Source organism: Pseudoduganella violacea, from assembly GCF_014191875.1.
Classification (GTDB): Bacteria; Pseudomonadota; Gammaproteobacteria; order Burkholderiales; family Burkholderiaceae_D; genus Rugamonas; species Rugamonas violacea_A.
The window spans coordinates 99,283-119,209 of record NZ_JACHXD010000002.1; the positions used below are offsets into that span (position 1 = coordinate 99,283).

At 64.0% G+C, this 19,927-nt stretch carries 23 protein-coding genes; 15 read left to right on the forward strand and 8 right to left on the reverse strand.

Annotation, left to right across the window (positions count from 1 at the left end):
• Positions 1-27: 27 nt before the first annotated feature.
• A complete protein-coding gene (locus FHS03_RS03535; RefSeq protein ID WP_183439657.1) occupies positions 28-300 on the forward strand; it encodes an oxidative damage protection protein in 273 nt (90 codons plus the stop codon).
• A 54-nt stretch (positions 301-354) separates the two neighbouring features.
• On the opposite strand, the gene FHS03_RS03540 is transcribed toward FHS03_RS03535, so the two are convergent.
• Entirely contained in the window at positions 355-741 is a 387-nt protein-coding gene (locus tag FHS03_RS03540) for a hypothetical protein (RefSeq protein WP_183439658.1), read from the reverse strand.
• Between the two features lie 104 nt (positions 742-845).
• Positions 846-1,523: a ribose-5-phosphate isomerase RpiA gene (rpiA, locus tag FHS03_RS03545; RefSeq protein WP_183439659.1), complete on the reverse strand. Its 678-nt coding sequence runs from the start codon at positions 1,521-1,523 to the stop codon at positions 846-848.
• 157 nt (positions 1,524-1,680) lie between these two features.
• On the opposite strand from rpiA, the gene FHS03_RS03550 reads away from it, so the two are divergent.
• The 4 genes from FHS03_RS03550 to FHS03_RS03565 are packed head-to-tail and all read left to right on the forward strand — an operon-like array spanning position 1,681 to position 4,186.
• Complete coding sequence (locus FHS03_RS03550; RefSeq protein WP_183439660.1) at positions 1,681-2,049, forward strand: response regulator transcription factor; 369 nt, start codon at positions 1,681-1,683, stop codon at positions 2,047-2,049.
• Positions 2,050-2,052: 3 nt separating this feature from the next.
• Positions 2,053-2,685 (forward strand): chemotaxis protein CheC, encoded by a 633-nt coding sequence (locus FHS03_RS03555; protein WP_183439661.1) that lies wholly within the window; start codon positions 2,053-2,055, stop codon positions 2,683-2,685.
• Positions 2,682-3,644, forward strand: coding sequence for a GGDEF domain-containing protein (locus FHS03_RS03560; RefSeq protein WP_183439662.1), 963 nt, complete (start codon positions 2,682-2,684; stop codon positions 3,642-3,644). The genes FHS03_RS03555 and FHS03_RS03560 overlap by 4 nt, the downstream gene beginning before the upstream one ends.
• Complete coding sequence (locus FHS03_RS03565; RefSeq protein ID WP_183439663.1) at positions 3,641-4,186, forward strand: dihydrofolate reductase family protein; 546 nt, start codon at positions 3,641-3,643, stop codon at positions 4,184-4,186. Before FHS03_RS03560 ends, FHS03_RS03565 begins: the two co-directional genes overlap by 4 nt.
• Before the next feature lie 232 nt (positions 4,187-4,418).
• Here FHS03_RS03565 and FHS03_RS03570 read toward each other — a convergent pair whose 3' ends face one another.
• From FHS03_RS03570 to edd, 3 genes are all read right to left on the reverse strand, one after another.
• Complete coding sequence (locus FHS03_RS03570) at positions 4,419-4,976, reverse strand: hypothetical protein (RefSeq protein WP_229426053.1); 558 nt, start codon at positions 4,974-4,976, stop codon at positions 4,419-4,421.
• A gap of 114 nt (positions 4,977-5,090) precedes the next feature.
• The gene (eda, locus tag FHS03_RS03575) at positions 5,091-5,711 is read right to left on the reverse strand and encodes a bifunctional 4-hydroxy-2-oxoglutarate aldolase/2-dehydro-3-deoxy-phosphogluconate aldolase (RefSeq protein WP_183439664.1); all 621 of its coding nucleotides are present in this window, start codon (positions 5,709-5,711) and stop codon (positions 5,091-5,093) included.
• A 1-nt stretch (position 5,712) separates the two neighbouring features.
• Positions 5,713-7,638 (reverse strand): phosphogluconate dehydratase, encoded by a 1,926-nt coding sequence (edd, locus tag FHS03_RS03580; RefSeq protein WP_183439665.1) that lies wholly within the window; start codon positions 7,636-7,638, stop codon positions 5,713-5,715.
• Positions 7,639-7,871: 233 nt separating this feature from the next.
• On the opposite strand from edd, the gene pgi reads away from it, so the two are divergent.
• The 4 genes from pgi (at position 7,872) to FHS03_RS03600 (ending at position 12,926) form a co-directional block, all read left to right on the forward strand.
• Entirely contained in the window at positions 7,872-9,521 is a 1,650-nt protein-coding gene (gene pgi / locus FHS03_RS03585) for a glucose-6-phosphate isomerase (RefSeq protein ID WP_183439666.1), read from the forward strand.
• 13 nt (positions 9,522-9,534) lie between these two features.
• Positions 9,535-10,428, forward strand: a complete 894-nt coding sequence (locus FHS03_RS03590) for an SMP-30/gluconolactonase/LRE family protein (protein ID WP_183439667.1) — start codon at positions 9,535-9,537, stop codon at positions 10,426-10,428.
• A 171-nt stretch (positions 10,429-10,599) separates the two neighbouring features.
• Positions 10,600-12,072 (forward strand): glucose-6-phosphate dehydrogenase, encoded by a 1,473-nt coding sequence (gene zwf / locus FHS03_RS03595; protein WP_183439668.1) that lies wholly within the window; start codon positions 10,600-10,602, stop codon positions 12,070-12,072.
• Positions 12,072-12,926 carry an SIS domain-containing protein gene (locus FHS03_RS03600; RefSeq protein ID WP_176346707.1) on the forward strand — a complete coding sequence of 285 codons (855 nt, stop codon included), beginning with the start codon at positions 12,072-12,074 and terminating at the stop codon, positions 12,924-12,926. The genes zwf and FHS03_RS03600 overlap by 1 nt, the downstream gene beginning before the upstream one ends.
• A 75-nt stretch (positions 12,927-13,001) precedes the next feature.
• On the opposite strand, the gene FHS03_RS03605 is transcribed toward FHS03_RS03600, so the two are convergent.
• Entirely contained in the window at positions 13,002-13,454 is a 453-nt protein-coding gene (locus tag FHS03_RS03605) for an ester cyclase (RefSeq protein WP_221208040.1), read from the reverse strand.
• 75 nt (positions 13,455-13,529) lie between these two features.
• Here FHS03_RS03605 and soxR point away from each other — a divergent pair, with 75 nt between their 5' ends.
• Positions 13,530-13,982 (forward strand): redox-sensitive transcriptional activator SoxR, encoded by a 453-nt coding sequence (gene soxR, locus FHS03_RS03610; RefSeq protein WP_183439669.1) that lies wholly within the window; start codon positions 13,530-13,532, stop codon positions 13,980-13,982.
• A gap of 120 nt (positions 13,983-14,102) precedes the next feature.
• Entirely contained in the window at positions 14,103-14,756 is a 654-nt protein-coding gene (locus tag FHS03_RS03615; RefSeq protein WP_183439670.1) for a hypothetical protein, read from the forward strand.
• Positions 14,757-14,758: 2 nt separating this feature from the next.
• Here FHS03_RS03615 and FHS03_RS03620 read toward each other — a convergent pair whose 3' ends face one another.
• The gene (locus FHS03_RS03620) at positions 14,759-15,979 is read right to left on the reverse strand and encodes a metallophosphoesterase (protein ID WP_183439671.1); all 1,221 of its coding nucleotides are present in this window, start codon (positions 15,977-15,979) and stop codon (positions 14,759-14,761) included.
• A gap of 12 nt (positions 15,980-15,991) precedes the next feature.
• Positions 15,992-16,564 (reverse strand): sigma-70 RNA polymerase sigma factor region 4 domain-containing protein, encoded by a 573-nt coding sequence (locus FHS03_RS03625; RefSeq protein ID WP_183439672.1) that lies wholly within the window; start codon positions 16,562-16,564, stop codon positions 15,992-15,994.
• A gap of 157 nt (positions 16,565-16,721) precedes the next feature.
• On the opposite strand from FHS03_RS03625, the gene tal reads away from it, so the two are divergent.
• From tal to FHS03_RS03645, 4 genes are all read left to right on the forward strand, one after another.
• Positions 16,722-17,657 carry a transaldolase gene (gene tal / locus FHS03_RS03630; protein WP_183439673.1) on the forward strand — a complete coding sequence of 312 codons (936 nt, stop codon included), beginning with the start codon at positions 16,722-16,724 and terminating at the stop codon, positions 17,655-17,657.
• A 154-nt stretch (positions 17,658-17,811) separates the two neighbouring features.
• Entirely contained in the window at positions 17,812-18,954 is a 1,143-nt protein-coding gene (locus tag FHS03_RS28600) for a PAAR domain-containing protein (protein WP_183439674.1), read from the forward strand.
• 5 nt (positions 18,955-18,959) lie between these two features.
• Positions 18,960-19,301: a lysozyme inhibitor LprI family protein gene (locus FHS03_RS03640; protein WP_183439675.1), complete on the forward strand. Its 342-nt coding sequence runs from the start codon at positions 18,960-18,962 to the stop codon at positions 19,299-19,301.
• A gap of 153 nt (positions 19,302-19,454) precedes the next feature.
• A complete protein-coding gene (locus tag FHS03_RS03645; RefSeq protein ID WP_183439676.1) occupies positions 19,455-19,838 on the forward strand; it encodes a hypothetical protein in 384 nt (127 codons plus the stop codon).
• The last annotated feature ends 89 nt before the right edge of the window (positions 19,839-19,927 follow it).

Genomic DNA, 19,927 nt, shown 5'->3' on the forward strand with positions numbered 1-19,927 from the left:
CAGACACTTGTTTTAGGAGCTTCACAGATGGCCCGTACCGTCCATTGCATTAAACTCAACAAGGAAGCCGAAGGCATGGATTTCCCGCCCGTTCCCGGTGAACTGGGCAAGAAGATCTATGAGTCGGTGTCGAAGGAAGCCTGGGCGGCCTGGCTCAAGCACCAGACCATGCTGGTCAACGAGAACCGCCTGAACCTGGCCGACCTGCGCGCCCGCAAATACCTGATGGCGCAGATGGAGAAGCATTTCTTCGGCGATGGCGCCGATGCCGCCGCCGGCTATGTGCCGCCCCCGGCGTAAGCCACCGGCCTAAGCCCTGCCCCTCCTGAACAAACGGCGCCGCGGCGCCGTTTGTTATTTTGACATCGGCCGGCACTGGCGCAGCTCGCAGCGCGCCAGGAACACGCGCCCATCGTCGCAGGCCATGCGGTAAATCTCGACCGGGCCCGGTTCCGTCACCAGGCCGGCGCCCCAGCCGCCCGTGCAGGCGGCCTTGCCGGCCAGATGCTCCACCGTGGCCGAGGACACGCCGGGCCGGAACTCGACCTTCTGGATCGTCACGCCATTGCTCTGCACCTGCGGCGTGCCGTCGGCGGCCAGCGCCAATGGCGGCGGGCGGTCGATGGCGCCCGGCTCGGACGGCGGGAGCGGGCGTGAAAACGGCAGATAGGAACAGGCGCTCAGCAAGCCTGCCAATATCGGGCAGGCCAGCCGCAGCAGGCTTGGGGAATGGTGCGTCATCGTCAGCCTCCGCGCAGCCGGGGTGGCATTACAGAATATGGCTGGCGCGCGCCAAATGCAAGCGCGGACGGGCCGCGCGGCGGCGGCCCCGGTTTGCTGGCGGCTTAGAACTTCAGCGTGCGCACGCCGTCGGCGGTGCCCAGCAGGCAGACATTGGCGCCGCGCGCGGCGAACAGGCCGACCGCGACCACGCCGACGATCTGGTTGATCTGCGTTTCCAGCGCCACCGGATCGGCGATCGCCAGGCCGGCCACGTCGATGATATTGCCGCCGTTATCGGTGACGAAGGCTTCGTCCGAACCGGGCTTGGTGCGCACCTTCGGCTGGCCGCCCAGGGCCGCCAGCTGGCGCAGCACGGCGTTGCGCGCCATCGGCAGCACTTCCACCGGCAGCGCGAACTTGCCCAGGGTGTCGACCAGCTTGGAGCCGTCGGCGATGCAGACGAACTGGCCCGACACGGAGGCGACGATCTTCTCGCGCGTCAGCGCCGCGCCGCCGCCCTTGATCATGGCGCCGGCATGGGTGATCTCGTCGGCGCCATCGATGTAGACGGCGATGCGCTCGACCTCGTTCAGGTCGAACACGGGAATGCCGTGGCCGGCCAGGCGCGCGGCCGTCGCTTCCGACGAGGCCACGGCGCCCTGGATGCGGTGCTTGATCAGGCCCAGTTCATCGATGAAGAAATTGGCGGTCGAGCCGGTGCCGACGCCGATGATTTCGCCATCCACCACATAGTCGATGGCGGCGCGGGCAACAGCTTGTTTCAGTTCGTCTTGAGTCATGATGGGTGCGGAATGGATAGGAAAGATAAAAGAAGGAGTGCGGGCAATAAGCGACGCCGGCGTGCGGCGCAATCCCGCTATTTTAACGGATCGCCCGCCCGCCCCGCCCACTCTGTGCGAAAATGGACCACTCCGACCGTTCAACACAGGGTGCGATATGGAAGTGACTCCAACCGTACTGATCGTCGACGATAGCCGCGTCTCGCGTCTGGTGGCGCGCCAGCACATCCTCAGCAAGCACGCCGACTGGGTAGTGGAAGAGGCGGCAAATGGCGAGGAAGCGCTGGAAAAAGCGCGCCTGAGCCGGCCGCACCTGGTGCTGCTGGACGTGAACATGCCCGGCATGGGCGGCGTGGCCACCGCCGAAAAGCTGCGCGCCCTGCTGCCGCAAGCCTACATCTCCCTGCTGACCGCCAATGTGCAAAGCGCCACGCGCAACCGCGCCAGCGAAATCGGCGTCGGCTTCATGGAAAAACCGATCACCGACGAACGCATCGCCCAGCTGATCGCTCCGCTGGAGCATTGAGCGATGCTGCCGCTCAGCGAAATCGAACACGATGCGCTGGTGGAAATCTTCAATATCGGCGTGGGCCGGGCCGCGGCGGCCATGAGCGCCATCGTCAACGAAGCCGTCAGCATGTCGGTGCCCTCGATCAGCTTCCTCAACCGCTCCAACGCGGCACGCCTGCTCGGGCCGGGCGGACGCAACGCCAGCCGCGTCTGCGGCGTCAGCCAGCATTACGAAGGCGCTTTTCGCACCGAAGCGATCCTGATGTTCCCCGAAGAGAAAAGCCTGGACCTGGTGCGCCTGATGGTGGGCGGCAGCGTGCCGCTGCTGGAGCTGACCGAGATGGAGCAGGAAGCGCTCAGCGAGATCGGCAACATCATCCTCAACTCCTGCGTCGGCACGCTGGCCAATATCTTCGAGCACGAGCTGCATGGTTCGCTGCCAGCCTACCACGTCGGCAGTTGCGACGAGATCCTGAGCGCCTCGGGCGGCCCGGCCGACACCGTGGTGCTGATGCTGCACATCGATTTTGCGCTGGAGGTGCACGAGATCAAGGGCTATGTCGCCTTCATCCTCGACCTCAGCGCCCTGCAGGATCTGCAGGAACAGATCCGGCGCTACCTGGCGCGCATCATGGGGCAGGCCGAGCGATGAACGGGACGGGCCGACTCCCCCTGCTGGAAGGCGTGCTGGCCGCCGTCGACCTGGGCATCATCGTGCTCGATGGCGCGCGCCGCGTGGTGTTGTGGAACCAGTGGATGAGCCGCCACTCCGGCACCGCCGCCGCCGCCGTGCTGGGGCAGGATTTCGCCACCCTGTTTCCCGAACTGCGCGGACGGCGCGTCGACGCCGCCATCACCCAGGCGCTGGAGCACAACTTTCCGTCCCTGCTGTCGCAGACGCTGAACCGCTCGCCGTTCGCGCTGTTCGCCAATGCGTCGGCGGCCCAGCGCGAAGAACGGCTGCAGCAGGCGCTCGCCGTCACGCCGCTGGCGGTGGACGGCGCGCCGCGCCATTGCATGATCGAAATCCACGACGTCAGCATCGCGGTCGGGCGCGAAAAGCTGCTGCGCCAGCAGGCGCTGGAATTGCGCTCGCAAAGCTTCTCCGACGGCCTGACCGGTGTCGCCAACCGCCGCCACTTCGACGTCGCCATCGACAAGGAGCTGCGGCGCGCCAAGCGCAACGGCAGCGCCCTGTCGCTGCTGATGATCGATATCGACCACTTCAAGAACTTCAACGACCACTACGGCCACCAGCGCGGCGACGAATGCCTGGTGCGCGTGGCCTCGGCCCTGAGCGGCATGCTGCAGCGCGCCGCCGACCTGATCGCGCGCTACGGCGGCGAAGAGTTCGTGCTGATCCTGCCCGACACCAATGCCGAACAGGCGGCGCATATGGCCGAGGCGCTGCGCGCGCGCGTCATCGCGCTGCACATTCCGCATGCGGCCAGCGGCGTGGAGCTGAAGCAGGTCACGGTCAGCATCGGCGTGGCCACGCGCACGCTGGCGCATCCGGCCGAAGCGCAGGAACTGATCGGCGCCGCCGACCGCGCCCTGTACGAGGCCAAGCGCGGCGGCCGCAACCGCATTGCCACGCAGGCGCCGGCATGAAAGCCAGCGTCTTCGTCGGCTGCAGCCTGGACGGCTTCATCGCCCGCCCCGACGGGGCGCTCGACTGGCTGATGGGCGAGCCGGAAGCGGGCAGCGCGCCGCCGGAACATGGCTACGATGCCTTCATGGCCGGCATCGATACGGTGCTGATGGGACGCAAGACCTTCGAAACCGTGCAGGCCATGGGCATCTGGCCCTACACCGGCAAGCGCGTGGTGGTGCTGAGCACGACCCTGGCGACGCTGCCGGGGAGCGTGGCGGGCAAGGCCGAGCTGCAGCGCGGGCCGATGGCAGCGCTGGTGGCGCAGCTGGCCGCCGATGGCTGCCAAGGCCTGTACGTCGATGGCGGCGCGACCATCCAGGCCTGCTTGCGCGCCGGCCTGATCGACGAAATCACCATCTCGCGCCTGCCGGTGCTGATCGGCAGCGGCATCGCCCTGTTCTGCGCCCTGCCACATGATGTCAAGCTGGAACACCTGCGCAGCAAAATCTACGAAGGCGGCATGGTGCAGAGCGTTTACCGGGTATTGAGGGTTACCTAGTCCTTTCCAACTGCCTCTCGGAACCTGCCTGAAATGACTGCCTGATTTTGTCTGGATTTGTCTGAAAATGTCTGGAATTGCACTCAAGCACGCCACTCAGAGCAACTCAGGCAAATTCAAACAAATGCAGACAAATGCAGACAAATTCAGGCGGAATCAGGCAGTCATTTTCAGACAGATTCCGCTACGCAGCTGCACAGACATCCCCCCCATCATGGTGCGGCTCATAGCGCTAATCAAAAGCGACATCATCCAGTGCCGTAAAATTGCGCCGACGCTCCCGCGCCGGCCATGCATTTTCCTGCAAGCCGCTTGTATTCAAAGGTGGCGTGGCGGCACTCGCCGCCCCCGCAGCAGCCTGCTGGCCCAAGCGCACAAGTTCATCGCGCCGCACACAGGCCAGCTTCCATGTTTTCTCGCCAGGAAAATTTACTGACACATCACGCCAAGCATTGCGCGTGCCACCAGAGCAGGCGGCAACAAATTGATTGGGCGTGAGCGCCCGCCCGTGATACATCAATTGATCGCCGACAACCCGAGCGTAGCCATATTCGTGCTGGCAATACATGCGCAGCCTGCTCCCATCCGGTAGAAACAGGGACTTCCATTGATAACCGCGCAAGGCCGGCGCATCCGGGGACGGTGCTTGCTTACGTACCTCCGCCAGCCAATACCGTAAGGCGTGGACCGCCGCCTCCGCCGGTTCCTGCCCACTCGCGGTTTCCTCCAGATACGCAAGCAAATCCTGCAAAGTGGCGGTATCGATATTCAAAGTCAGTTGAATCGGCATGACTGTCTCCCCAAATAAATTCATTCAGTTCGACAGGCAAGCTCGGCAAACGTTCCTGACGCAGAAACGACAATGGCGCCCACAGGCGCCATTGCGAAACGAAGCGAACCGGGATCAGCCGCGCAGGCTGCTGGCGGCTTTGGCCAGTTCGGTGATCTTGTCCCAGTCGCCGGCCTGCATGGCGTCTTTCGGGGTCAGCCAGGAGCCGCCGACGCAGGCCACGTTCTTGCAGGCCAGGAAGGAGGACGCCGTCACTTGCGAGATGCCGCCCGTGGGGCAGAAGGTGATGTCGGGCAGCGGGCCGTTGATGGCGTTCAGCATGCCGACGCCGCCGGCCGGCACGGCCGGGAACAGCTTCAGTTGCTGGAAGCCCTGCTCGCGCGCCGCCATCACTTCGGACGGGGTCATCACGCCCGGCAGCAGCGGCAGGCCGCTGGACTTGGCGGCGGCGATCAGGGCCGGCGTCAAGCCGGGCGAGACGCCGAACACGGCGCCGGCATCGCGCGCGGCGGCGAATTCCTCGGGCTGGGTCAGGGTGCCGACGCCGACGATGGCGCCTTCCACGGCGCTCATGGCGCGGATCGCGCCCAGGCCGTGCCGGGTGCGCAGCGTCACTTCCAGCACGCGGATGCCGCCCGCCACCAGCGCTTTGGCCAGCGGTACGGCATGCTCGGGATCGTCAATCGCAATCACGGGGATCACGGCCGAAGTACGCATGATTTCAAGTAGGGTCATCTCAGGCTTTCTTGTTGATCAGGAAGTCTTCATCGGAACCGGGCACGGTGTTGCCGACCACCTCGGCATCGTGCAGGCCCACGGTGGTCTGGATCGGCGACGGCAGCGGGAAGGTGGTGGCGCCCTGCTCGGCCTCGCTCACGCTGTTGCGGAACATGGAGAACAGCTCGCGCCCCATGCCGATCTGGTTCGGCGTCAGGTCGGCCGTGGCCAGCGCGCGCGCATGCCAGACGTCGGAGGCGACCAGCGCTTCCAGCGTGCCGCTCTCCGCATCGAGGCGGATGATGTCGCCGTCGCGCACCAGACCCAGCGGACCGCCGGCCAGAATCTCGGGCGAGACGTGGATCGCCGCCGGCACCTTGCCCGAAGCGCCCGACATGCGGCCGTCGGTCACCAGCGCCACGCGCCGTCCCGCGTCCTGCAGATTGGCCAGGGCCGGGGTCAGGGCGTGCAGCTCGGGCATGCCGTTGGCGCGCGGCCCCTGGAAGCGGATCACGGCCACGAAGTCGCGGTCCAGCTTGCCGGCCTTGTATTCGGCCATGAAGGCTTCCTGCGAATCGAAGACCAGGGCCGGCGCCTCCACCGAACGGTGCTCCGGTTTCACGGCCGAGACCTTCATCACGGCGCGCCCCAGATTGCCCTTGACCAGCACCATGCCGCCGTCCGGCGAGAAGGGATCGGCGGCGCCGCGCAGCACCTTGGTGTCGCCGCTGGCGGCCGGGGCGTCCTTGAACACCACGCCGCCCTCGCCCGCCGTGGCCAGGAACGGTTCGACGCAGTGCTTGCGCAAGCCCTTGCCCAGGATGGTGGTGACGTCGTCGTGCAGCAGGCCGGCGTCGAGCAGCTCGCGGATCACGAAGCCGGTGCCGCCCGCCGCGTGGAAGTGGTTGACGTCGGCGTCGCCGTTCGGGTAGATGCGCGCCAGCAGCGGCACCACGGCCGACAGCTCGTCGAAATCGTCCCAGTCGATCACGATACCGGCCGCCTTGGCGATCGCCACCAGGTGCAGGGTGTGGTTGGTGGAACCGCCCGTGGTGAGCAGGCCGACCACGGCGTTGATGATGGACTTTTCATCGACCACATGGCCGACCGGAATGTATTCCTGGCCCTGCTCGGTGATCAGCGCCGCGCGCTGGGCGGCGGCGGCGGTCAGCGCGTCGCGCAGCGGCGTGCCGGGGGTGATGAAGGCGGCGCCCGGCAAGTGCAGGCCCATGACTTCCATCAGCATCTGGTTGCTGTTGGCGGTGCCGTAGAAGGTGCAGGTGCCGGCGCCGTGATAGGACTGGGACTCGCCTTCCAGCAGCTCTTCGCGCGTGGCCAGGCCTTTCGCGTAGCGCTGGCGGATGGCCGCCTTATCCTTGTTCGACAAGCCGGAGGTCATCGGGCCGGCCGGCACGAAGACGGCGGGCAGGTGGCCGAAATGCAGGGCGCCGATCAAGAGCCCCGGCACGATCTTGTCGCACACGCCCAGGTACAGCGCGGCGTCGAACATATTGTGCGACAGGGCTACGGCGGTGGACATGGCGATGGCGTCGCGCGAGAACAGCGACAGTTCCATGCCGGGCTGGCCCTGGGTCACGCCGTCGCACATGGCGGGCACGCCGCCGGCGAACTGGGCCACGGCGCCGACCTGGCGCACCGCCTCCTTGATAATGGCCGGGAAGTGCTCGAAGGGCTGGTGCGCCGACAACATATCGTTATAGGCCGACACAATCGCCACCGAAGGCTTCTTCACTTCCTTCAGCACCAGCTTGTCGTTGGCGGGGAAGGCGGCGAAACCGTGCGCCAGATTGGTGCAGGACAGGGTGCCGCGCTGCGGTCCTTTGACGCGGGCTGCCTCCAGGTGAGCCAGGTAGGCGCCACGCGAGGGGCGGCTGCGCTGGATCACCCGTGCGGTGACTTTTTCCAGAACCGGATGCAAGGCCATAATCATTCCTTATCAATGAATTTACTGAAATTTTACTACACTTTTCAGCAAACCGCGCATCTGCGCGCCACGGGATTGAATAGATTAGCCAAAATGACAATCTAAATTGCCGCAGAGACTCATTCTATCCAGGGCGAAAAACCCATGGCGCACTGGCGTGCAATTGAATTGTAGTGAATTTACCTATTTTTATTGTATAGTTAGGCAAATTCCATTTCTTCCATACGGATATTATGCGCCAGCCTCCCCTGACCTCCACCGCCAGCTTCCGGGCCCTCGCATCCCACGCCGCCGAGGCCAAGGACTGGCAGCTGCGCCAGCTGTTCGCCGCCGACGCCGAGCGCTTTCCGGCCATGACGACCGACGCGGCCGGCCTCTTTCTCGACTATTCGAAGAACCGTGCCGACGCCCGCACCATCGCCCTGCTGCTCGACCTGGCGCGCGAACGCGGCGTGGAAGCCCAGCGCGACGCCATGTTCGCCGGCGAGAAAATCAATCTTACCGAAGGCCGCAGCGTGCTGCACACGGCGCTGCGTATGCCGCGCGGCAAGCAGTTGCTCGTCGACGGCCAGGACGTGGGCGCCGAGGTGCACGCCGTGCTGGAGCGCATCAAGGCCTTCACCGACCGCGTGCGCGCCGGCGCCTGGCTCGGCCATAGCGGCAAGCCCATCACCGACATCGTCAATATCGGCATCGGCGGCTCCGACCTGGGGCCGAAGATGGCTTGCCTGGCGCTGCGCTCCTATGCCCATCCGCGCCTGAAGATGCACTTCGTCTCCAATGTCGACGGCCACGATATGGACGCCGCGCTGGAACAGGTCCATCCCGAGACCACCCTCTTCATCGTCGCCTCGAAAACCTTCACCACGGCCGAGACCATGCTCAACGCGCACACGGCGCGGCGCTGGTTCCTGGCCTCGGCCAAGGAAGAACACCTGGCGCGCCACTTCGTCGCCGTCTCCACCAACACCGCCGCGGTGCAAGCCTTCGGCATCGATCCCGAGAATATGTTCCCGTTCTGGGACTGGGTCGGCGGCCGCTATTCGCTGTGGTCGGCCATCGGCCTGCCGGTGGCGCTGAGCGTGGGCTTCGGCTACTTCAGCACCCTGCTGGAAGGCGCTTACGCCATGGACGAGCATTTCCGCACCGCGCCGCTGGAGCAGAACATGCCCGTGCTACTGGCCCTGACCGGCTTCTGGAACCGCCAATTCCTCGGCGCCGCCTCGCTCACCATCGCGCCCTACCACCAGGATCTGAACCGTTTCCCGGCCTATCTGCAGCAGCTCGAGATGGAAAGCAACGGCAAGCGCGTCACGCGCGGCGGCCAGCCGGTCGACACGCCGACCTGCCCGGTGGTGTGGGGCGAATGCGGCACCAACGCCCAGCATGCCTACTTCCAGCTGCTGCACCAGGGCACGGACATCATCCCGATCGACTTCATCGCCGCGCTGCGCCCGACCCACGACCTGGACGGCCACCACGACGCCCTGCTGGCCAACTGCTTCGCCCAGTCGGAAGCCTTCATGAAGGGCAAGAGCGCGGACGAGGTGCGCGCCGAACTGGCAGCGCAGCAGCTGCCGCCGGCGCAGATCGACGCCCTGGTGCCGCACAAGACCTTCCCCGGCAACCGCCCCAGCAACACCATCCTGATGGACCAGCTGACCCCCGCCACCCTGGGCGCCCTGGTCGCGCTCTACGAGCACAAGACCTTCGTGCAGGGCGTGCTGTGGGATATCGCCAGCTTCGACCAGTGGGGCGTGGAGCTGGGCAAGGTGCTGGCCAAGAAGATCGAGTCCGAGCTGACCGGCGAAATCGACCCGGCGCGCCACGACAGCTCGACCAATGGCCTGATCCTGATGGCGAAAGCCGCCAAAGTACAGTAACGGTATACACGATATGAACGAATACAGCATCCGCGCCGTTTGCGACGACACCATGGTGGTGGGCGAGTGCCCGCTGTGGCATGCGGCCGAACAAGCCCTGTACTGGGTCGACATCGAAGGCTTCGCCATCCACCGCCTGCACCCGGCCAGCGGCGCGCGCCGCAGCTGGCCGATGGCGACGGAACCTTCAGCCATCGCGCGCGCCGAACGCGGCGGTCTGCTGGTGGCCCTGCGCAGCGGCTTCGCCCACCTCGACACGGAGAGCGGCGCGCTGAGCGAAGTGGCGCCCGCGCCTTTCGATATGGCCACCACCCGCTTCAACGACGGCAAGACCGACGCCGCCGGCCGCTTCTGGTGCGGCACCATCTACGAGCCGCGCGACAAGCCGGCCGCCGAGATGTACTGCCTGGAGCGCGGCCAGCTGCGCAAGGTCTGGTCGGGCGGCATGACGGTGTCCAACGGCCTCGGTTTCAGCCCGGACGGGCGCACCATGTACCACGCCGACACCACCAGCCACCGCGTCACCCGCTTCGATTTCGATCCGCTCACGGGCCAGGTCTGGAACGAGCGCGATGTGCGCCGCTTCGCCACCGACAAGGCCAGCAGCGGCTATGGCGGCCGCCCCGACGGCGCGGCCGTCGACAGCGAAGGCAATTACTGGGTGGCGATGTTCGAGGGCGGACGCGTGCTGAAGCTCTCGCCGGCCGGCGACCAGCTCGACGAGATCCGCCTGCCCGTGCGCTGCCCGACCATGGTGGCCTTCGGCGGCCCGGCGCTGCGCACGCTGTACATCACCAGCGCCGGCAAGCGCCCGGCCGCCGAACTGGCCGAGCTGCCGCTGAGCGGCCGCGTGCTGGCGGTGGACGTCGGCGTCGCCGGTCGCGAAGAAGCGGCTTACCGCGATTGAGGCGGCGCGACCGCCTCAGCGCCGCTTAAGCCAGCCCTGGCATGCTGGCGCGCTGCGTGGGGCGCGGCGCCGGCAAGCTCGTATCTTGCCAGTCACAATGTAGTAATTTTTCTTGCAAAAGCGGAATTTACGTAGTAAATTTTCAAAACAATCCACCGGCACTCACACATTATGGCACTTACCGATTTTGATCTGGTTCTGTTTGGCGGCAGCGGCGACCTGGCAATGCGCAAATTGCTGCCCGCGATGTTCAGCCGCGACGTCTGCGGCGACCTGCCGCCCTTGGCCCGCATCATCTGCGTCGGCCGCCAGGACTGCTGCCAGGAAGACTTCCTGAACACCGTCAGCACCACCTCCAAACCCCATATCAAATCGCCCGCCGTCACGGCCGAAAACTGGGAGCGCTTCACCAAGCGCATCGTCTACGTGTCGCTCAACGCGACCGAATCGGGCACCTACGCGCCCCTGGTCGAAGCGCTGCGCGCCGACCCGGCCATCACCCGCGTCTACTACCTGGCCACGCCGCCCCACCTGTTCGCCCAGATCTGCGACAACCTCAAGGAAAACGGCCTGGCCACGCCGAACTCGCGCGTGGTGCTGGAAAAACCGCTGGGGCGCGACCTCGCGTCGGCCAAGCAGATCAACGCCGAAGTGGGCGAAGTCTTCTCCGAATCGCAGATCTACCGCATCGACCACTACCTCGGCAAGGAAACCGTGCAGAACCTGTTGGCCCTGCGCTTCGGCAATATCCTGTTCGAGCCGCTGTGGCGCCGCGAATGGATTTCCGACGTGCAGATCACCATCGCCGAAAAACTCGGCGTGGGCAACCGCATCGGCTACTACGACACCTCGGGCGCCCTGCGCGATATGCTGCAAAACCACCTGCTGCAGCTGCTGTGTATCGTGGCCATGGAGCCGCCCACCTCGATCGCGCCGGACGCCGTGCGCGACGCCAAGCTGCAGGTCTTGCGCTCGCTGAAACGCTTCACCCCGACCACGCTGGCGCAGAACATCGTGCGCGGCCAGTACCGCGCCGGCCATGTGGACGGCAAACCCGTGCCGAGCTACCGCGACGAGCCGGACGCGCCGCAGCACTCGCGCACCGAAACCTTCGTCGCCATGAAGGCCGAAATCGACACCTGGCGCTGGGCCGGCGTGCCCTTCTATCTGCGCACCGGCAAGCGCATGGCCGACTCGCTGGCCGAGATCGTGGTGCGCTTCAAGCAGATTCCGCACTCGATCTTCAACCAGCCGACGTCGAGCTTCCAGCCCAACTCCCTGGTGATCCGCCTGCAGCCCGACGAAGGCCTGCGCATGAACCTGATGGCGAAAACACCGGGCGAAGGCATGCGCCTGAAACCGGCCGAGCTGGAACTGGACTTCCGCGAAACCTTCAAGATGCCGCGCATGGACGCTTACGAGCGCCTGCTGCTCGACGTGCTGCGCGGCCAGCTGACCCTGTTCATGCGCGGCGACGAATTGGAAGCGGCCTGGGAATGGGTGGAGCCGATCCTGAACAACTGGGAACAGGACGATAGCGCCCCCCTGCCCTACTCCTCCGGCACCTGGGGGCCGGCGGCGGCCAGCGCCCTGATCGGCCGCGACGGTTTGCAGTGGCGCGAAGAAGCGCTGCCGGAAGACTGATGCTGCTCGATTCCATCCGCACCCAGCTCGATTCGCTGTCGAAGTCCGAGCGCAAAGTCGCCTTGTCGGTGCTCGACAACCCTTCACGCACGGTGAACGAAAACATCACCTGCCTGGCCAAGCACGCCCAGGTGTCGGAGCCGACCGTGGTGCGCTTCTGCCGCACCCTGGGCTATGACGGCTGGCATGAGTTCAAGCTGAAACTGGCGCAGGGCTTGGCCCTGGCCCTGCCCGGCCTGAACGAGCAGCCGGCCCAGGACGATCTGGCGGCCGATCTCGTGAACAAGATCTGCAGCCGCTCGATCAACACCCTGCTCGACCTGCGCAACAATCTGCAGGCCGAACCGATCCAGCAAGCGCTCGACATCCTGTCGCGCGCCAGCAAGATCGAGTTCTACGGCCAGGGCACGTCCGGCATCGTGGCGGCCGACGCCCAGCATAAATTCTTCCGCTCCGGCGTGCCCACCGTGGCCTATGCCGACCCGGCCATCCACAGCATCGCCGCCGCGCTCCTGCGCACCGGCGACGCCGTGGTGGCGATTTCGCAGCGCGGCAACAGCCCGGCCCTGGTGCGCTCGGTCAAGCTGGCGCGGCGCGGCGGCGCCGACGTCATCGTGCTGGCGCCGTCCGGCACGCCGCTGGCCGAGATGGCGACGGTGCTCATTCCGATCGACCTGATCTTCAACACCGACCCTTACACGCCGATTTCGGCGCGCCTCGCCTATCTGGTGGTGATCGACGTGCTGGCGGTGGGACTGGCGCTGCAGCGCGGCCCCGAGTTCCGCAAGAAGATGCAGAACGCGCAAAAAGCCTTGCAGGAATTCGACCTGCAATTCGATTCCTTCATCGGCTGAGCCTCGGCACAGCTGCACGGCACCTCGTCCCGCCACATGGCGAGGAACTGCTTGTGATCCATACGGCCACCCTTTTCACGCCGCCACGGCCACCGGCCGCGGCGCGGCGAAACTGGGGGGCATCACGCCAATCTGCTGCAGCACGCCGAGCCGGTCGACCTGCAGCCAGGCGCGGATGATCTGGCCGTCGCGCAACTGGTAAATCACATTGCCCTGCTGCGTCACGTGCACATTGCTGGGCGGAACGCCGGCAAACGGGCCGCCATGGGCCGCGTGGAAGGTCCAGCGCACGGCCACGCGGTCGCCTTCGCCGAACAAATCCTCGATGCGGAACTGCACGCCGGGAAAACCGGTCTGCACCGACGTCACGGTGGCGGCGAATTCGCGCGGCCCCAGCTCGCCCTTGCTGCCGACGAAATCCGGCGCGATCAGCTCATTCAGCAAGGCCAGATTTGCTTGGTTGAAACACTCCTCATACAGCTTGCGCACCACGGCCTTATTGCGCGCCACATTGTCGATAGCCCTCATGCTGTTCTCCTGTGCTTGCGTTGAATTGCAAAGCAGTGTAAAACCTCAACTTAACTTGAGGTCAAGGACTTTCTGATGAGCACATGCGATCCGGCCGGCTGCGGCCGGCAACTGACAGTGGGTGAGGTGGCGCAACGCAGCGGCGTGGCCGTCTCGGCAATTCATTTCTACGAGGACAAAGGGCTGATCAGCAGCCAGCGCAATGCCGGCAACCAACGCCGCTATACCCGCGACGTGCTGCGCCGCGTGGCCGTGATCAAGGTGGCGCAGCGGGTCGGCATCTCGCTCGCTTCCATCCAGCAAGCCCTGGCCGCCCTGCCGGCCGGGCGCGCGCCCAACGCGGCCGACTGGGCCCAGCTGTCGCGCCGCTGGCAAGCCGAACTCGACGAAAAGATCGCCACCCTCAGCAAGCTACGCGACCAGCTCGGCGACTGCATCGGCTGCGGCTGCCTCTCGGTGGAAAATTGCCGTTTGCGCAATCCCTACGATGCGCTGGGGGCGCAAGGCGCGGGCGCAAGGCTGCTGTAAAATTTTTTGTCACGTTTTCAGCGCGCCGGCGATATAGCTAGGTACTCCGGAAAAACGGAGGCAACCCGCTTCGATAGGAGGGATCCATCATGCAAATCCATAGCTTGAAAGGCCAACGAGATGAAACGCAATTACATTCCTGAGGGCATGAGCTCCACGCCGGCTCAAATTACCGAGCGGAACTCTTGGGTAACAGCCTTAAGCGCCGACCTTTCCCCCGAAACCTACACCCTGTTCAAGACCACCGTCCATTATCTGACCGCGACGGAGAGCGCCGACGCGCTGGCCGAAGAGGCCAACGACATCCTGCGCGACCTGCTCGAGGAGCTGGGCGACGAGGCCGAACTCGACGCCGAATTGCGCCAGTTGGGCTGCCAGCTCAACCAGCAGCTGCAGACGGCCGACGCCAGCGATGAGCCGCTCAACGACGATCCCTGGCTCCAGGCACGCGGCCAGGATCTGGCCCATACCGTGGCCGCGTTCTGGACCGACCTGGCCGACACCTACAGCGGGCGGCAGGCGGCCTGCCAGCGCCTGCTCGAAGACTTCGCCGACGATAGCCACAGTAGCCGGCGCCATGCGCTGGAACTGGCGTGCTCGCGCTTCTATCTGGACACCCACCAGGCCCACCGCCTGCTGGCGCGCGCGCACGAACTGGCGCAGCAGCGTCACCAGGGCCGTGCCGCCGCGTCGGTCAACCAGCAGAGCCAGCGCGCGGCGCGCCAAGCCTTTTCCGCCCGTTCGGCCGGACTGGCCCACCACGGCAACCGCTAGCCTCAATAGCTCAGGGTGATCGCCTCGACCTCGCCGTCACCCGATTTCATCAAATCGTAAGGCCCATTATTATTCGTGCGGCGCACCACGCGCCGCTCGATGACCAATTGCCGATGCGCACTGCGCGGCGCGGCGAAGAAGGTCAGGATCTGGAATTCCTGCGGCAAGGCTTGCTCGCGCTTTTTCAGCTTGCCGCCTTCGGTATAGGTGGCCTGCGCCTGCGAACCCGCCACCAGCTGCACCTGGCCGGCCGTCAGTGGCGAATAGACATGGGCCGCGACCTGGGCCGGCAGCTCGCCCCAGGCCGGATACGTCTCATGCGTATGCCCGCTCAACACCAGCTGGGCCAGCTTGCCCCGGCCCTTCTGGCTGAACGCTGCCAAGGCGTCGGCCACATCGGCATCGTTTTTCATGTGCATGGTCCAGGTCGGCCGCGGCGGCGGATAGTGGATTGGATGGTGCACGGCCAGAATGCGGAAATCGCGCGTGCTGCCATCGGCATGCCAATGCTGCTCGGCATCGGCCGCGAGCTTGCGCAACTGGTGCACGCCTTCACGCGCCGGCAGCCAGTTGGGATCGATGCCCACGCGTCCCAGTGCACGCGCATTCAGCCAGCGATCGTCGATCACGCTGCTCACGCCCTGCAACAGCACGCGCGACTGGCAATGGGGAATCGCTATGCTCAGCGGCATCATCGGCCAGCTCGGCGGGAACAATTTGGTCGAGCGCATCTGGGTGCGGTGCGCATGCAGCTCCTTGCGGCTGGCGCGCAGCGGAAACTTGCCGGGCCAGGCATCGTGATTGCCGTACAAGGTCAACAGCTTGCTCGCGCCCAGAATGTCCTGGTATTCCTTCAGGCAGGCCACCGCGTTTTGCAGCGAACCGAGATCGCCCAGGGAACTCAGATCGCCCGTATCGAGCAGCCAGGTTTCCACCCCGGCGAACTGGGGATTGTCGGCAAACTTCGTCAGGAAGGTGCACAGCCGTTCATGGGCCGTGCTGTCCTGCCCCGCCGTCCCCTGGTGCCATTTGCGCAGCATCCATTCGCTTAAGCCCTGTGCGCCGCAGCGCTGGAAATAGCCCGCGATCTTGCGCGCGCCGCGCTCCATGCGCAAATCACTGGCGCCGCTTTCATCCCGATAGTGCATATCCGAGAGATGGACGATATGCAAAAAGGCTTCATAGTCGCTCTCATCGTCCTGTTCCCCGCCGGAGATAGCCATGATCCATCCTTTCTAAAAATCGCTGCGCAGCAATTGCCGCGCATCCTCCCCCAAATCGCGCCGGATCGCCTCGGCCAGCGCCTGCCGCAAACGGCGCAAGCGCTGGCGCTCGCGCGCCGACATGGCGCCCATGCCGCGCGGCGGCGCCGCTTCATCGTCGCGCCCCAATCCCGCCGCCCGCGTCAGCAGCAAGCGGTCCTCGCGGCTGGCCTCGGCCAACTGGCGCAGGCAGACGCGCAACATGCGCTGGTACAACAGGGCACGGCTGCGCTCGGGCACGGCGCCATCGAACTGCTCCACCTCGGGCAAGTCTTCCAGGCTGAACACATCCTGGCGCGCCTTGCGGCGAAACAGGTCGGCGGCGCGGCGCCGGAACACCGTGTGCGCCAGCTTGCGCAAGGCCGCCTCCGGTTCGCTTGCTTCCTGCATGCTGCCCTCCTGCCGGTATTGCCAGACATCGGCCAGGGTCTGCGCCACCAGGTCATCGACCTCCTCGCGCAAGGCGGGAAAGCGGCGCCGGCCATAGCTGCGCAACATCTCGCGCAAGTCCTCCACCAGCTTGCCGTTCAAGCTCTGGGACAACATGTTTTCCCCTTACTGAGCAGATAGGCTCAATTTAGACGGGCGCCGCGCGAAAATGTTCACACATAATCACCGCACCGCAGATGCTGGTAGTACCGGCCGTGGCCGCCAATTGGGTACAATAAGTCTTTCGCCCTTGACCCTCAACCTTGCCGCAGCCATGAACCAACTCGAACAGCTCAAACAATTCACCACCGTTGTTGCCGACACCGGCGATTTCCAGTCGATCAAGGCCTACACCCCGCGCGACGCCACCACCAACCCCTCGCTGATCCTGAAAGCGGTGCAGAAGGACGAATACAAGCCGCTGCTGCAAAAAGCCGTGCGCGACAACCCGAACGCCTCCACCGGCGACATCATCGACCGCCTCTTGATTGCATTCGGCAAGGAAATCCTGGACGTGATTCCGGGCCGCGTCTCGACCGAAATCGACGCCCGCCTCTCCTTCGACGTCGAAGGCAATATCGCCAAAGGCCGCGAGCTGATCGCCCTGTACGAACAGGCCGGCATCCCGCGCGAACGCGTGCTGATCAAGATCGCCTCCACCTGGGAAGGCATCCGCGCCGCCGAAGTGCTGGAAAAAGAAGGCATCCGCTGCAATATGACGCTGCTGTTCTCGCTGGCCCAGGCCATCGCCTGCGCCGAAGCGGGCGCCCAGCTGATTTCGCCGTTCGTCGGCCGCATCTACGACTGGTACAAGAAATCCACCGCCATCGACTACCAGGGCGCCGAAGACCCGGGCGTGCAATCGGTCAAGCGCATCTACAACTACTACCGCAAGTTCGGCTACAAGACCGAAGTGATGGGCGCCAGCTTCCGCAACACCAGCCAGATCCTGGAACTGGCCGGCTGCGACCTGTTGACCATCAGCCCCGACCTGCTGCAAAAGCTGGCCGACGACAGCGCCCCGGTCGCGCGCAAGCTCAGCGCCGACAACCTGCCGGCGGCCGGCATCATCAAGCTCAGCGTCGACGAAAAGACCTTCCGCTTCATGCTCAATGAAGACGCCATGGCCACCGAAAAACTGGCCGAAGGCATTCGCGCCTTCTGCGCCGACTCCGGCAAGCTCAAGCAAATGATCACCGCCCTGCGCTAAGCCGCCCCCGCCGCTCCCACAGCCGAGCCCGTGTCCACCTTGGTGCCTGGCACCAAGGTGGACACGGGCTCGGCTGTTTTTGTTTGCTGCGGATCAAGTTGTTACCTGTGATGCGGACTAGAGTGAAGTTTCCTAAACGCAAAAGGAGACTGCCATGGCCCGCGCTGTCATCTGCCAAGGCGATGCCACCTCCCATGGCGGCAAGGTCTTAGAAGGCAATCCGGACGCCACCATCGATGGCCGTCCCATCGCCTTGCGTGGACATCTCACCTACTGTCCCTTATGCAAAGGCCAATACCCGATCAGCGAGGGTCTTGATTTTCATACCTTCGGCGGTATTGGCACCGCCGTGGAAGGGATGAAGACCGCCTGCGGTGCGACTCTGATCGCAAGCCAGCACCTGATGACCGTGGACGATCAGCCCGAAGCAAGCAGTACGCAAGGCGCTCGTGAACGGGAACGCGGCACAAACAAAACCGCACCCACTGCGCCGCGTCATGCCACGAATCAGGCGCCACATGATACGAGCGCCGTGCAAAGAGTGGTCATTACTGGAAAAAGGCTCTCTCCATCGGATCAGGAAGCCTGGTACAAGCAGCAGATGCGGGCCTCGATGCCAGACTACGGGCGCAGCTCGCCATCGGAGGCTAAGGGATCAAGGCCCGGAGTACTAACCGGTGCTCTATCCATGAAATATGAAACCGGCATGCCCCCTGCTCGCTACAGGGAGGCCGCTGGCGTCGTTTCCAGCGGAAAGAAAGACAAAGGCGGAATTTCCTACGGCGCCTATCAGCTGGCCTCCAAAAGCGGTCAAGTTCAGCGGTTCTTAAAAGCCGAAGGAAGGCCATGGTCTGACCAGTTTAAGGATATGGATCCAAGCAAGCCCGGTGAGTTCGGTGAACGGTGGAAAGCCATCGCAACATCAGCCGGCGACGATTTCTTCAATGCCCAGCACCAGTATATTGAGCGCACACACTTCGATCCCCTGGTTGCGAAGCTGACGAAGAAAAGCGGTCTTGACATCAACGCGCAGCCGCAGGCGGTGAAGGATGCTGCGTGGTCCGCAAGCGTACAACATGCCAAAGCATTTGATTTCCTTGAGTCGGCAATCAGCCATGCCGACAAAGCACTGCAGCGCAACAGTCCGCAATATCCAGAGAAGTTGATCAATGACATATATGACGCCCGAATTGACTATGTCGAGAGCCTCGATATCGAGAATAAGAAGTCGCTTTACAGGCGTTATGACGATGAACGCAACCGGGCAATGCAAATGCTCAGGCAGGGCAAGGAATGATGAGAATGCGACCAGAAAATGCGATCGTTGTGGCAATGCTTGGGCTGGCAGCTGCCGTCTCCGCATTTGCGCAAAGCACACGGGATGCGGAACTCCGCAGCGCAGACAAAAAGTTAAATGAAGTCTATGCCAAGGTGTCAGGACGTATGGAGGCAGGCGAGCGAGCCAAACTGCAAAAAGCTCAAAGGGTTTGGCTTCAATTCAGAGACATGGATTGTAAATGGGCATTCCCTGCTGAGCCTGTCGATTGTCTGGTCAACCGCACCAACAATCGAAAAAAAGAACTGGAACAATCGCTGTTTTTTGATACGCAAGGCAAGTACACATCATTGGAAATTCAAGACTAGTGGTCTGACCTGAAAATTTAGGACCACTCGGCGGTGACTGAATCGCCATATGCTGCAAAGTCTGACGTAGGCAATCTGCGTCTGCCTTCTGCTCGTTAATCGCAGACGAGGCATGCAGACAAAGCGAACTCGGCATCATAGGTGAAATAGTCCATGATGAAAAATCATCTACTTCCAGCCTTATTGTTCATTTCGATTAACGCGCATGCGCAATTCATGCAAGCGGAAGCAGTGTTTTCATCCAAATCCGTTCGCCTCAAAACTCTCCTACTTGATCCCGAAAAAGGAATTGTGGCCGCATCGGCAACCGTCACTCAAGGGGCATGCTCGGGCCACATTGCGGGCATCGGGAAAATTAATGGCAGAACACTGCTGCTTGAGCCGTACGTAAAAGCTGAAAGCCATGAACAATGTGTGCTGCAAGTCTCCTTCGACCAGAAATGGACGAAAGGCAAGGTTGAAGGTAAAAACTGTGCGGCCTATCTTGGCACCTCCTGCGGCTGGGAGGGCCAGGAGGTGTATCGCAAGACTCCTTAGCCCCCACGCATCATCTCCCACTGGTAGTTGTGAAGCCCGTCTAGCCAGCCCGCCCTCCACAACCAGGTCTACCCGGCATGCCGTACTAC

Excerpts from the sequence above, each read along its gene's own strand:
- FHS03_RS03535 (WP_183439657.1), top strand. The coding sequence starts at position 28 with ATGGCCCGTACCGTCCATTGCATTAAACTCAACAAGGAAGCCGAAGGC.
- FHS03_RS03540 (WP_183439658.1), bottom strand. The coding sequence starts at position 741 with ATGACGCACCATTCCCCAAGCCTGCTGCGGCTGGCCTGCCCGATATTG.
- rpiA (WP_183439659.1), bottom strand. The coding sequence starts at position 1,523 with ATGACTCAAGACGAACTGAAACAAGCTGTTGCCCGCGCCGCCATCGAC.
- FHS03_RS03550 (WP_183439660.1), top strand. The coding sequence starts at position 1,681 with ATGGAAGTGACTCCAACCGTACTGATCGTCGACGATAGCCGCGTCTCG.
- FHS03_RS03555 (WP_183439661.1), top strand. The coding sequence starts at position 2,053 with ATGCTGCCGCTCAGCGAAATCGAACACGATGCGCTGGTGGAAATCTTC.
- FHS03_RS03560 (WP_183439662.1), top strand. The coding sequence starts at position 2,682 with ATGAACGGGACGGGCCGACTCCCCCTGCTGGAAGGCGTGCTGGCCGCC.
- FHS03_RS03565 (WP_183439663.1), top strand. The coding sequence starts at position 3,641 with ATGAAAGCCAGCGTCTTCGTCGGCTGCAGCCTGGACGGCTTCATCGCC.
- FHS03_RS03570 (WP_229426053.1), bottom strand. The coding sequence starts at position 4,976 with ATGCCGATTCAACTGACTTTGAATATCGATACCGCCACTTTGCAGGAT.
- eda (WP_183439664.1), bottom strand. The coding sequence starts at position 5,711 with ATGACCCTACTTGAAATCATGCGTACTTCGGCCGTGATCCCCGTGATT.
- edd (WP_183439665.1), bottom strand. The coding sequence starts at position 7,638 with ATGGCCTTGCATCCGGTTCTGGAAAAAGTCACCGCACGGGTGATCCAG.
- pgi (WP_183439666.1), top strand. The coding sequence starts at position 7,872 with ATGCGCCAGCCTCCCCTGACCTCCACCGCCAGCTTCCGGGCCCTCGCA.
- FHS03_RS03590 (WP_183439667.1), top strand. The coding sequence starts at position 9,535 with ATGAACGAATACAGCATCCGCGCCGTTTGCGACGACACCATGGTGGTG.
- zwf (WP_183439668.1), top strand. The coding sequence starts at position 10,600 with ATGGCACTTACCGATTTTGATCTGGTTCTGTTTGGCGGCAGCGGCGAC.
- FHS03_RS03600 (WP_176346707.1), top strand. The coding sequence starts at position 12,072 with ATGCTGCTCGATTCCATCCGCACCCAGCTCGATTCGCTGTCGAAGTCC.
- FHS03_RS03605 (WP_221208040.1), bottom strand. The coding sequence starts at position 13,454 with ATGAGGGCTATCGACAATGTGGCGCGCAATAAGGCCGTGGTGCGCAAG.
- soxR (WP_183439669.1), top strand. The coding sequence starts at position 13,530 with ATGAGCACATGCGATCCGGCCGGCTGCGGCCGGCAACTGACAGTGGGT.
- FHS03_RS03615 (WP_183439670.1), top strand. The coding sequence starts at position 14,103 with ATGAAACGCAATTACATTCCTGAGGGCATGAGCTCCACGCCGGCTCAA.
- FHS03_RS03620 (WP_183439671.1), bottom strand. The coding sequence starts at position 15,979 with ATGGCTATCTCCGGCGGGGAACAGGACGATGAGAGCGACTATGAAGCC.
- FHS03_RS03625 (WP_183439672.1), bottom strand. The coding sequence starts at position 16,564 with ATGTTGTCCCAGAGCTTGAACGGCAAGCTGGTGGAGGACTTGCGCGAG.
- tal (WP_183439673.1), top strand. The coding sequence starts at position 16,722 with ATGAACCAACTCGAACAGCTCAAACAATTCACCACCGTTGTTGCCGAC.
- FHS03_RS28600 (WP_183439674.1), top strand. The coding sequence starts at position 17,812 with ATGGCCCGCGCTGTCATCTGCCAAGGCGATGCCACCTCCCATGGCGGC.
- FHS03_RS03640 (WP_183439675.1), top strand. The coding sequence starts at position 18,960 with ATGCGACCAGAAAATGCGATCGTTGTGGCAATGCTTGGGCTGGCAGCT.
- FHS03_RS03645 (WP_183439676.1), top strand. The coding sequence starts at position 19,455 with ATGATGAAAAATCATCTACTTCCAGCCTTATTGTTCATTTCGATTAAC.